Origin of the sequence: Tatumella sp. JGM130 (assembly GCF_018257525.1) — a bacterium.
In the GTDB taxonomy this organism is placed as follows: domain Bacteria; phylum Pseudomonadota; class Gammaproteobacteria; order Enterobacterales; family Enterobacteriaceae; genus Tatumella; species Tatumella punctata.
Window position 1 is genome coordinate 91,606 of record NZ_JAERJS010000009.1, and the last position, 11,300, is coordinate 102,905.

The following is an 11,300-nucleotide window of genomic DNA, read 5'->3' on the forward strand; positions in this document are numbered from 1 at the left end:
CAGCGGCGTTTATTAAATGAAGGATATCATCATCACTCAGGGATGTACCTTTCACCATAGATAGCGGCAGGATCATCTGATTCAAGCGCCTGCCAGTAGTGTTTTCTGCAGACCGAAATATAACGTTCATTTCCACCGATAACCACCTGCTCCCCTTCTTTAAACGGTCGTCCTTTGCCATCAAGACGCAATACCATGCTGGCTTTTCTGCCGCAATGACAGATTGTTTTTAGTTCAACCAGTTTATCAGCCCAGGCCAGAAGATACTGGCTTCCTTCAAACAGCTCTCCGCGAAAATCCGTCCTCAGTCCGTAGCACAGTACAGGAATATCTGAAAAGTCAGCAACTTCAGTTAACGACTTCACCTGCTGGCGGGTCAGGAACTGACTTTCATCGACTAATACACAATGCAGCTGATTTTCTGCGTGCAGTAACCGAATTTCTTCACCTATATCTGTGTGCTGATTATATAACCGTGCTTCAGAAGAGAGTCCAATCCGCGAACTGACTTTTCCTTTACCGAACCGGTTATCAATTTCAGCAGTATAGATGACTGTTTTCATCCCCCGTTCATGATAGTTATAAGATGACTGTAATAATGATGTCGATTTCCCGGCATTCATCGCAGAATAATAGAAGTAAAGTTGAGCCATGGGTCCGGTTCTCTATAGGAGATTAATTATTTCCGGCTTATTACAACACATCCGGCGAACAAAAAACGTTCATTCACCGATAGGTTGGTCATTTATCCGCTATTTGTTTGTAACTATTTAGCCGTACATTCTTATTTTTACAGTGATTCCTGATTTTCATTTAAAGTTATAAGGATATTTATTTACCGATCATGCCATAGTTATCTGTTGCAGTAAATTTTACCTGAGACTATGATTATCATCTTCTGCATAATAACTACTTAATTGTGAGACCCGGACAATGAGCGATGTGATTAAATCGTTGAATAACATTCGCACACTGCGTGCACAGGCCAGAGAATATAGCCTTGAAACTTTAGAAGATATACTTGAGAAATTTGAAGTTATTGTTAACGAGCGTCGTGAAGACGAATCACTGGCTATCGCTCAGAATTCAGAACGTCTGCTCAGACTGGAACAATACCGTGAAATGTTGATCGCTGATGGTATTGACCCTAATGAATTACTGCAATCCGCCGTAACAGATAAACCGGTAGTGAAAGCACGGCGTGCGGCACGTCCGGCTAAATATCAGTATACCGATGAAAAAGGTGAAAACCGTACATGGACCGGCCAGGGACGTACTCCGGCGGTGATCAGAAATGCTATTGAAACAGAAGGCAAAACTCTGGAAGACTTTGCTCTGTAATTTTACTGGCTGTTTTCATTATCCGGTTATTTTACGGGAGGGTTAACCCCTCCCGTTTATTTTCAGACTTTGTAATATTCGCGGTACCATTCCACAAATTTTCTGACGCCTTCCGGTACGCTGGTGTCAGGTTTAAAATTTATCAGGCTATATAATTCAGAGGTATCGGCACTGGTATCCAGCACATCCCCTGCCTGTAACGGTAACATATTTTTTTCTGCCGTAATCCCAAGGGCATTTTCTAATGCATGAATATAATCCATTAACGGGACCGGCTGGCTGTTACCAATATTATAAATACAGTAAGGTGCAGAACTTTTTGCAGCAGAACCGGTTTCGACGGTCCACTGAGGATCAGGCTGCGGTATTTTATCCTGCACCAGGAAAATGGCTTCAACAATATCATCAATGTAGGTGAAATCCCGCTGCATTTGCCCATAGTTATAAACATCAATGGCTTCACCGGCCAGCATCGCGCGGGTAAACTTAAACAAGGCCATATCCGGACGCCCCCACGGACCGTAGACAGTAAAAAAACGCAGTCCGGTGGTTGGCAGGCCATAGAGATGCGAATAACTGTGGCACATCAGTTCATTGGCTTTTTTCGTCGCCGCATACAGAGATACCGGATGATCGACGCTGTCTTCGGTAGCAAACGGCAGCTTACGGTTCAGGCCATACACTGAGCTGGAGCTGGCGTAGACCAGATGCTGTATATTATTCTGACGACAACCTTCCAGTATATTCAGGTGGCCGATCAGATTTGCATCGGCATAAGCGTAGGGGTTTTCTATTGAATAACGTACCCCCGCCTGCGCAGCCAGATGGATCACCCGCTGAATGTTTCCAGTACTGAACAGGGTGGCTACACCATGTCTGTCGGCGATATCAATACACTGGAATGTGAAACCCGGATAAGCGCTGAGTAATGCCACACGATCTTTCTTGAGCTTTACATCGTAATAATCATTAAGATTATCGATACCAACCACCCGGTAACCCGCCTTAAGCAGACGCTGACACACATGAAAACCAATAAACCCTGCAGCGCCGGTTACCAAATAGTTCATATTACCCTCATCTTTGCAACTAAAATAAATGGCTGCTGTATTTCAGTGTGCCATTGTACAGGCAGAATGATACAAGGTTCCGGTAGCAAAAATCACGGATTGTTTTAGCGTTCCGCCATTTATGCCTGTTAATACCGGTGTGACTGTATAAAAAAAGGCCATACACCAGTGTATGACCTTAATAACAGCGGCCAGGTTCAATCCGGCCGCACATATTTACCGGATAATCCCGGATAAATATGTTTACTGTCAGTTTACGGTTTTATTCAGCCATTTGCTGAAGTCTTCACCCAGAACCGGGTGACGAACACCATACTCAACGAATGCCTGCATATAACCCAGTTTGTTACCACAGTCGTGGCTCAGACCTTTCAGGTGATAAGCTTCAACCGTTTCCTGATCCATCAGCATTGCAATTGAGTCAGTTAACTGCACTTCTCCACCGGCACCCGGAGGTGTTTTGGCCAGCAGAGGCCAGATATCAGCAGACAGCACATAGCGTCCGACCACTGCCAGGTTAGAAGGTGCCTCTGACGCTTTAGGCTTCTCGACCACACCCACCATAGGCGCACTGTGACCTGGCTGTAAATCTGCGCCCTGACAATCAACCACCCCATAAGCAGTAACGTCTGCAACAGGTTCAACCATAATCTGACTACGGCCGGTCTCATCAAAACGGCGCAGCATATCAGCAAGGTTTTCTTTCCCAAGGTCTGATTCGTATTCATCAATAATGACATCGGGCAGAATCACCGCAAACGGCTCATCACCAACCAACGGATGGGCGCACATAACAGCATGGCCTAATCCTTTGGCGACACCCTGACGTACCTGCATAATGGTCACATGTGGCGGGCAAATACTCTGAATTTCGTCCAGTAACTGACGTTTAACACGCTTTTCCAGCATGGCTTCTAATTCGAAGCTGGTATCGAAATGGTTTTCGATAGAGTTTTTTGATGAATGAGTGACCAGAATAATCTCATTAATACCGGCAGCAATACATTCATTAACGACATACTGGATTAAGGGTTTATCAACCAGCGGCAGCATCTCTTTAGGAATAGCCTTGGTTGCCGGCAACATACGGGTTCCCAATCCCGCAACCGGAATTACCGCTTTTTTTACTTTAGATTTATAAGCAGACATCAAATTACCTCACTGGAGGGTTAGGAACACCCATGGAAATTTCTGTTTTTGAACGGCGGCAGTATATCAGTTCATCGGCGACGAGTTTCATCTGATAGCGAAAAAGCACCGAAATTAGGATTTATACTTATCGGAAAATAAGTATAAAAATAACAAATTAATACTTTTCCGGGCACTCTGTGGTAATAACTATTCATTAGCACGCAGCATCAGTGTTAGTTTTCCGCCACTGCCACGTATATTGCATTCACAGGCACGCAGATAAAAACAGTGCTGTGTTCCATGGATATGTTCAAAAGTGCCAGCAGGAATTCCACTGCCCAGTGTCTGATGCACTCCGTCAAATAAAATATCGCAATCCAGCCCGGCCGGGACCAGCAGTAACTGGCGGGTCGGCTGGTGATAGTACCCCACCAGCAAGGGAAATTGTCCGGACATTCCGGCATCCTGCAATAACCGGTTAATATCATTAAGTATGGTCGCGATTTGTGGCAGTTTCTGCTGCTGGCCGGCGATTTTTTCCTGCAATAGCTGATTAAACATTACCCGCAATAATAAGGCCGCCATAATGCCATTATTGCCGGCCCGGGTAACATCCATGATATAAAAACCGAGCTGATGATCAGATAAAGCTGCAATATCAAATACCAGCCCCGGCTGATCTGTGTAGGTCAGCTGGCGATAGGTTATGCGGGTATTAGCCAGTAACTGTCGAATAGGCGGTTGTAACTGTTTAATCAGTCTTATCGCCTGTTCAGGCTGCTGAATCAAAACATCCCAGTTATCAAATAACTGTTCATCCTCTTCGATTTTTGAAACAAACATCGAAGGGTAAAGGCATTCCATAATAACATCACGTACCCGGGTCAGATCATCAACAGGTTTGAGGATCACATCCTGCACACCCAGTCGTAACATCCTGGCAATTTCAGACACATCTTCGCTGGCGGTCACAATCACTACCGGTAAGGCGTTTCCCCGGGCACGCAGCTGTTCAACGAAAGTATCACCACGCATAATCGGCATTTCAAGGTCACAGATGATCAGATCAACCGGATAATGATCGATAATATCCAGTGCAGTCTTACCGTCAGAAGCCGTCAGTGTGTTGGCCCCCAGTGTTTCAATAAAGCCACAAATCACAGCAGAGAACACCGCCTCATCTTCTGCAACTAAAATATTCTTACCTGACAATGGGTTACTCATTAAAAATACCTGTTATTAACCTCAGGGCTGTTATGTTCCTCTCTGCAGGAATCAGTGCACTACAGCCTGAAGCCGTGACCCTTACCAGAATTCGCCGTTGCGGGAGAGAGAATCTGCCGCTGTTGTGTAGTATAGTTCATCCTCAGCCTTTCAACTTTCAGCCTGCTCAGGCCCGTCGCGGCACTCTGAGTCGTTAAGCTCGCGGGCAAATAACGGAGATAATGTGTTAACCGACCCCTGCCCTTGCGGAAGCCAGACCACTTATAGCGCCTGTTGTGGCCGATATATCAGCGAAGAACAGATAGCACCTGATCCTGTCGCTCTGATGCGCTCGCGATACACCGCTTATCAGCGTGGTGAGATTCACTGGCTGCTGGCCAGCTGGCACGCTTCTCAGCGCCATCAACAGCTGGCAGCACAGCTTTCCGCAGGTCTTGCCGATACCCGCTGGCTGGGACTAAATGTTATCTCACACACCTATGATAATGATAATAACCAGGCATTTGTGACTTTTTTTGCCCGTTATGCTGAAAAACAACACACTTCGGCTATTTACGAACGCTCCCGCTTTATAAGAGAAGAACAACGCTGGTATTATGTCGACGGCGTTCATCTGCAGGCGGGCAGAAACGACACCTGCCCTTGCGGTTCCGGCAGAAAATATAAAAAATGTTGTGGTTAATAACGACCTGACAACATCGCATGACTGAAATCAGATTCAACAGGATAATGCACATAATGCAAGCCCAGACGTTACAAAGAAAAGTACTGAGAACTATCTGTCCTGATGCTAAAGGACTTATCGCCAAAATCACCAATATCTGCTACAAGCATGAACTGAATATTGTCCAGAATAATGAATTTGTTGATCACCGCACCGGGCGTTTTTTTATGCGCACCGAACTGGAGGGTATTTTCAACGACACCACTTTACTGGCTGATTTAGACAGTGCATTGCCATCAGGATCGGTTCGTGAACTGCAATCTGCCGGACGGCGTCGTGTAGTCATTATGGTGACTAAAGAAGCACACTGTCTGGGTGATTTGCTGATGAAAAGTGCGTTTGGTGGTCTGGATATGGAAATTGCAGCCGTTATTGGTAACCATGAAACACTGCGGTCACTGACAGAGCGGTTTGATATCCCCTTCGTATTGCTGAGTCATGAAGGCCTGACCCGTGAAGAACACGATATGAAAATGGCTGACGAGATTGAACGTTATCAGCCTGACTACGTAGTGTTAGCAAAATATATGCGGGTTCTGACCCCTGAGTTTGTCAAGCGCTTCCCTAACCAGATTATTAACATACATCACTCGTTCCTGCCGGCCTTTATCGGTGCCCGCCCTTACCATCAGGCTTACGAACGCGGTGTGAAGATTATTGGTGCGACTGCGCATTACGTAAATGACAATCTCGATGAAGGTCCAATCATTATGCAGGACGTGATCCATGTGGATCATACCTTCACTGCTGACGATATGATGCTTGCCGGCCGGGATGTTGAAAAAAATGCACTGAGTCGTGCTTTAGACAAAGTACTGGCCCAGCGGGTCTTTGTTTACGGAAACCGGACGATTATCCTTTAAAGACTGACTGCAAAATACGCATGTCATTCATTTTCCGTGCAAAAAACAGGCAAACAATGAGAAATATTGCTTTTGCCTGTTTACAGAAAGCAAAGTTCTGTTAATATGCATCCCGCTTCCGCAGGTTACGAAGCATCACAATCAGGTGGGATTCCCGAGCGGCCAAAGGGAGCAGACTGTAAATCTGCCGTCACAGACTTCGAAGGTTCGAATCCTTCTCCCACCACCATTTTATATGGCGATTCAGCCAGACATTCCAATAATACTGATATATTCTCCACGGAGAAGGACGAGAACCTTCGACAAGGTTCGAACCGAACAACGTGAGGTAACGTGCGCAGCACGGCCCGCAGGGTGAGCCGGTACGGCGAATCATCCTTCTCCCACCACCATTCTTATATGGCGATTCAGCCAGATATTCCAATAATACTGATATATTCTCCACGGAGAAGGACGAGAACCTTCGACAAGGTTCGAGCCGGAGACTTCCCTTATCCGCTTACGGTGACATCGGGAAAAAAAATCGCTACCATCGCGGTTAAATTCTATGACTGTGGTAAAAACATGAAATTTGTCTCTTTTAATATTAACGGTCTGCGGGCCCGTCCTCACCAGCTGGCCGCACTGGTCGAAAAACTCCAGCCGGATGTCATCGGATTACAGGAGACCAAAGTTCACGATGATATGTTCCCTTTAGAAGAAGTACAAAAACTGGGATATCACGTTTTCTTCCATGGTCAGAAAGGCCATTACGGCGTAGCGCTGATGACAAAAGCAGAGCCGGTCAGCGTGCAGCGTGGTTTTCTTACGGATGATGAAGATGCTCAGCGGCGTATTATCATGGCAGGGATCCCCAGCCCGATGGGTACCATTACGGTAATTAACGGCTACTTCCCGCAGGGGGAAAGTCGTGAGCATCCGCAGAAATTTCCGGCTAAAGATAAATTCTACAAAGATCTGCAACAGCATCTTGAAACTCAACTGACTGCCGGACAGCCGGTATTGATTATGGGTGATATGAATATCAGCTGTACCGACCGTGATATCGGCATTGGCGAAGATAACCGTAAACGCTGGCTACGAACCGGTAAATGCTCTTTCCTGCCGGAAGAGCGTGAATGGATGGATAAACTGCTGTCCTGGGGACTGACTGATACCTGGCGGGCAGCCAATCCGGAGGTTGACGATCGCTTTTCCTGGTTCGACTACCGTTCGAAAGGCTTTAACGACAACCGCGGACTGCGTATTGACCTGTTACTGGCCAGCCAGCCACTGGCAGAAAAATGTATTGCCACCGGCATAGATTACGATATCCGCAGTATGGAAAAACCATCAGACCATGCCCCGGTCTGGGCAGAATTTAAACTCTGATTGTCACGGGGCAGCCGCAGACGACGATGTCTTTAGCGGCTGCCAGACCAGTGGCGCCGTACCGATAATATTTTTGTCGCGCACGCAGGTTAATAACAGCGTGCCGCTTTTCAGTATCGCCCCTTCAGAATAACGCTGGCTGTTATATATACAGACGTTATCAGTTCCCTGCAGGTTCAGAGTATCGGCTGGCCTGCCGGTCAGTAAATTATCAGAATCAATCATGACCCTGGCCGAGACACCGGCTCCGGTATGCAGACTACTGAATACCGGAAAACTTAATATACTGCACAATACCAACAGTAACCTGCGCATCATTACTTCTCCGTGGCTGTTTTCTTTTTCCTTTTCTGCGTTGCTTTCCGCGGCACTGCCGGCAATTGACCTAATACCTGTACCGGCGGTGAACGGCGTGCTTCACCAATCAGGGTCTGCAGAGTGCCGACCAGCGGTTGCATAAAATCCTGATAACGGAAGTTTTTTTCACTGATACGGGTCAGCATCGACTCCCACTGGGCGGTCATATCCGGGCTGGCCGCTGGCTGTGGTAACGCATGGATCAATGCTTTCCCCACTACCGTTGAATGGATATAACGTCCTTTTTTCTCCAGAAAACCGCGTTTAAACAACAATTCGATAATTCCCGCACGTGTCGCTTCGGTCCCTAAACCATCGGTCTCTCTGAGCACTTTCTTTAGGGCTTTATCCTGGACAAATCGTGCGATACCGGTCATTGCTGATAACAGGGTGGCATCCGTGAAATGGCGCGGAGGCTGGGTTTTCTTCTCCAGCACCTCCCCCTGTTCACACAGCAATTGCTGCCCTTTTTTTACTTCCGGTAACGGCGTGCCGTCATTTTCTTCATCACGCTCTTTCGCCCCCAGCAACACACGCCAGCCAGCAACCGCCAGAAAGCGGGCTTTCGCGATAAACTTACCGCCGGCAATTTCCAGATCGATAACACATTTACGATAAATAGCTTCCGGGCAGAACTGCATCAGGTACTGGCGGGCAATCAGTCCGTAGATATTCAGTTCATTATCAGTTAACCGGGTTTGACTACGCCGGGCGGTTGGAATAATGGCATGGTGCGCATCCACTTTTTTATTATCCCAGCAACGGTTACGCAGGTCCGTATTCAGTTCTTCGGGAAAGGCTTGCTGTGGTAAGTGACTGTTAATTGCATCCAGTACCGCATGTCTGCCGGCAAAATGTTCCTCCGGCAGATAACGGCAATCTGAGCGCGGATAAGTAATCAGTTTATGGGTTTCGTATAAACGCTGGCATATGTCCAGTACACTCTGGGCACTTAGCCCGAAGCGCTTTGCGGCTTCAATCTGCAGGCTGGAGAGTGAAAAAGGTAACGGTGCAATATCAGTTTCGCGTTTATCCTGATAACCGGTAACCTTCGCCGGCTGACCGGCAATACGTTTACAGACATGGTCGGCCAGTGACCGGTTCAGCAGCCTTCCTTCTTCATCCAGCCAGGATTCACATGCGTCACTCGGTTGCCATAACGCGGTAAAACGCTGGTCATTTTCGGCCAGAATATGGGCTCTGACTTCGAAGAAATCTCTGGCCACAAAGTCAGCGATTTCTTCGTCGCGACGCACGACCAGCCCGAGTACCGGGGTCTGTACCCGCCCGACCGACAATACGCCATTATAGCCTGCGTTCCTGCCAAATAGCGTGTAAGCACGGGTCATATTGATCCCGTACAGCCAGTCAGCCCTGGCTCTGGCCAGCGCCGAGATACACAACGGCACAAAATCGCGGTTGTCGCGTAATGTCTCAATGGCACGCTCAACCGCCTGCGGATTGAGGTCATTGATCAGGCAGCGTTGTACTGCATTCTTTTTTTCGCTACTGAGGTTAAGATAATCGAGCACTTCATCAACCAGCAGTTGTCCTTCGTCATTACTGTTACAAGCTTTTTTTGTGAAAATATTTATTACTATGATTTTTAAGGAAAAAACTGAATTTCATGGTTTTCTGAAATTTTCATAAAAGTTCAATGATGTCATACGTATCGCAAAGTAACGATATTCGATGCATGTTGCATTGTTGTTCAACCTCAACTAAGGATTTACATTGATTTTCCTACCTATTGGCATTTCTACTTGTCGCCTGTTTGTACGTAACCTAGACATCCACAACAATAAATGAAAGCTATTAACCAACCGAGTGAATGGGCAGCCTTGAATAGGGAGCGAAGTTCTCAATTGATCTCACAGCCTGATCGAAGCATTACTAATATTGCCGTTTTTCAATAAACTGTAACAAGACTAATATATTGGGTTCGCATGTTCAGTTCTAAGAGTAGTATTCTATGGTCAATATATTGTTCCAGTAATTCATAGTGTGTAGCAAATCATTGGCACTGCCCAAACCAACGAAGCCTCAGTGTACGAATATGATAAGTAACAAACATATAAATTCAGAAGGTAAATCAACACCGTTAACGATTAAAAAAGATACCATATATCAATAGGCTATATACTTAAAATTGTTAGTAGATGGAAAATTCTCCGTGCTGAGAATTTCTAAATTGATACGAATCTAGAGTGATAAGGGATCTTATGGCAGTAGCTCTCACACAGCTATTTCTACATGGAGTGGATTTGTCTATCAGGGTAAGCTGGCGCTGTACCATTGCTTGAAGCTGATGTGCTTAGACTATGAAGCGAACCGGGATTTGAAACTGCAGTTAGAAAGTCAAGATGATTTCGCAATTTTTTGTCACCAGCAATGCCTTTCAATGCATCAGGTCAAAGCGTACAAGGACACGAGTTTTTCTGCCTACAGTGATGCAATCAGAACCCAACGGAATAATGCAAGGCAGCGAAATGTGCCACTTGCTTATTTTCATGTTGCACGCGCATTAACAAATATCCCAGCAACATTTGATGATGAGTATGGACCAGTGAGATTTTATATTTATCCCATTCCTACTGAGGCAGCTGAGAATGCCAAACAATCGTTTTGCCCACTGAACCAAGTAGATATGCTGATTAAAAATGAACTTTCCAACCTGTTTGCTAATGCCGCACAGCAACCCCTTTGGAAAAAAAATATTATCGCGATAATTCAGAATACGCTGGAAGCGTTAGTGAACTTGAAGGTCGTTATGACGCATAGCAAGATACATGAATCAGTTCGTCATCAAACCGAGATCGCAGCCAATGAATTTATCGATTTTTCAGAACTGTATAGTGTAATCGAAGCAGATGATTATGCTCAGTTTGAGAATGAGGCATTCTTCCTTAGCCGTCTGCAGATTGATATCGGCACATACTACCAAGAGTTTTGTGACCGCCAAAACAGCCTCTCCCAAGCAGCATGTCAAAAATTAGATGACTACATTGCTGCTATTACCTCGCTGAATGTTGTAGGAATGAAGGCATTCTTGCGAGCAACTATGCCGCATAAAAAAGGACGTTTTAAAACACTTGCTGAATTTAAGGATCAATCACTCGATCGTGATGCCATGCGACTTGGGGGTAATGCTACCAACTTATTGATTAGTGTATGATGGTGTTTTTGAGGTACTTTTGTGGCTTCCATTTCTGTGCGTTG

10 protein-coding genes, 1 tRNA gene, 1 other RNA gene and 1 pseudogene are annotated in these 11,300 nt (G+C 46.0%); 7 read left to right on the forward strand and 6 right to left on the reverse strand.

Annotation, left to right across the window (positions count from 1 at the left end; genetic code table 11):
* Positions 1 to 32: 32 nt before the first annotated feature.
* The gene (locus JK211_RS06490; protein ID WP_212707862.1) at positions 33 to 653 is read right to left on the reverse strand and encodes a thymidine kinase; all 621 of its coding nucleotides are present in this window, start codon (positions 651 to 653) and stop codon (positions 33 to 35) included.
* A 280-nt stretch (positions 654 to 933) separates the two neighbouring features.
* On the opposite strand from JK211_RS06490, the gene JK211_RS06495 reads away from it, so the two are divergent.
* Positions 934 to 1,341: an H-NS family nucleoid-associated regulatory protein gene (locus tag JK211_RS06495; RefSeq protein WP_212707863.1), complete on the forward strand. Its 408-nt coding sequence runs from the start codon at positions 934 to 936 to the stop codon at positions 1,339 to 1,341.
* Positions 1,342 to 1,403: 62 nt separating this feature from the next.
* Here JK211_RS06495 and JK211_RS06500 read toward each other — a convergent pair whose 3' ends face one another.
* The 3 genes from JK211_RS06500 to rssB all read right to left on the reverse strand — a co-directional run bounded on the left by JK211_RS06500 (position 1,404) and on the right by rssB (position 4,766).
* Positions 1,404 to 2,411, reverse strand: a complete 1,008-nt coding sequence (locus JK211_RS06500; RefSeq protein ID WP_212707864.1) for an NAD-dependent epimerase — start codon at positions 2,409 to 2,411, stop codon at positions 1,404 to 1,406.
* A gap of 249 nt (positions 2,412 to 2,660) precedes the next feature.
* A complete protein-coding gene (gene galU / locus JK211_RS06505) occupies positions 2,661 to 3,560 on the reverse strand; it encodes a UTP--glucose-1-phosphate uridylyltransferase GalU (RefSeq protein WP_212707865.1) in 900 nt (299 codons plus the stop codon).
* A gap of 189 nt (positions 3,561 to 3,749) precedes the next feature.
* A complete protein-coding gene (gene rssB, locus JK211_RS06510; protein ID WP_212707866.1) occupies positions 3,750 to 4,766 on the reverse strand; it encodes a two-component system response regulator RssB in 1,017 nt (338 codons plus the stop codon).
* 223 nt (positions 4,767 to 4,989) lie between these two features.
* Between rssB and JK211_RS06515 the strand changes: the two genes are divergently transcribed.
* The 5 genes from JK211_RS06515 to xthA all read left to right on the forward strand — a co-directional run bounded on the left by JK211_RS06515 (position 4,990) and on the right by xthA (position 7,724).
* On the forward strand, positions 4,990 to 5,448 hold the full coding sequence (locus JK211_RS06515) for a YchJ family metal-binding protein (RefSeq protein WP_212707867.1): 459 nt from the start codon (positions 4,990 to 4,992) through the stop codon (positions 5,446 to 5,448).
* A gap of 56 nt (positions 5,449 to 5,504) precedes the next feature.
* On the forward strand, positions 5,505 to 6,353 hold the full coding sequence (purU, locus tag JK211_RS06520) for a formyltetrahydrofolate deformylase (protein ID WP_212707868.1): 849 nt from the start codon (positions 5,505 to 5,507) through the stop codon (positions 6,351 to 6,353).
* Between the two features lie 144 nt (positions 6,354 to 6,497).
* Positions 6,498 to 6,582: transfer RNA gene (locus tag JK211_RS06525), tRNA-Tyr, on the forward strand.
* 39 nt (positions 6,583 to 6,621) lie between these two features.
* Positions 6,622 to 6,745, forward strand: a non-coding RNA gene (locus JK211_RS06530) — RtT sRNA.
* A 172-nt stretch (positions 6,746 to 6,917) separates the two neighbouring features.
* Positions 6,918 to 7,724 (forward strand): exodeoxyribonuclease III, encoded by an 807-nt coding sequence (gene xthA / locus JK211_RS06535; RefSeq protein WP_212707869.1) that lies wholly within the window; start codon positions 6,918 to 6,920, stop codon positions 7,722 to 7,724.
* Between the two features lie 3 nt (positions 7,725 to 7,727).
* Here xthA and JK211_RS06540 read toward each other — a convergent pair whose 3' ends face one another.
* Together JK211_RS06540 and JK211_RS06545 are read right to left on the reverse strand one after the other, a co-directional pair.
* Positions 7,728 to 8,042, reverse strand: coding sequence for a DUF1496 domain-containing protein (locus JK211_RS06540; RefSeq protein WP_212707870.1), 315 nt, complete (start codon positions 8,040 to 8,042; stop codon positions 7,728 to 7,730).
* Positions 8,042 to 9,637, reverse strand: a pseudogene (locus JK211_RS06545) (DNA topoisomerase III); the annotation flags it as partial. The gene JK211_RS06540 and the pseudogene JK211_RS06545, both read right to left, overlap by 1 nt.
* Before the next feature lie 782 nt (positions 9,638 to 10,419).
* On the opposite strand from JK211_RS06545, the gene JK211_RS06550 reads away from it, so the two are divergent.
* On the forward strand, positions 10,420 to 11,256 hold the full coding sequence (locus tag JK211_RS06550; protein WP_212707871.1) for an ABC-three component system protein: 837 nt from the start codon (positions 10,420 to 10,422) through the stop codon (positions 11,254 to 11,256).
* The last annotated feature ends 44 nt before the right edge of the window (positions 11,257 to 11,300 follow it).

Coding starts and splice junctions, on each gene's coding strand:
- JK211_RS06490 (WP_212707862.1), bottom strand. CDS start 653: ATGGCTCAACTTTACTTCTATTATTCTGCGATGAATGCCGGGAAATCG.
- purU (WP_212707868.1), top strand. CDS start 5,505: ATGCAAGCCCAGACGTTACAAAGAAAAGTACTGAGAACTATCTGTCCT.
- xthA (WP_212707869.1), top strand. CDS start 6,918: ATGAAATTTGTCTCTTTTAATATTAACGGTCTGCGGGCCCGTCCTCAC.
- JK211_RS06495 (WP_212707863.1), top strand. CDS start 934: ATGAGCGATGTGATTAAATCGTTGAATAACATTCGCACACTGCGTGCA.
- rssB (WP_212707866.1), bottom strand. CDS start 4,766: ATGAGTAACCCATTGTCAGGTAAGAATATTTTAGTTGCAGAAGATGAG.
- JK211_RS06500 (WP_212707864.1), bottom strand. CDS start 2,411: ATGAACTATTTGGTAACCGGCGCTGCAGGGTTTATTGGTTTTCATGTG.
- JK211_RS06540 (WP_212707870.1), bottom strand. CDS start 8,042: ATGATGCGCAGGTTACTGTTGGTATTGTGCAGTATATTAAGTTTTCCG.
- galU (WP_212707865.1), bottom strand. CDS start 3,560: ATGTCTGCTTATAAATCTAAAGTAAAAAAAGCGGTAATTCCGGTTGCG.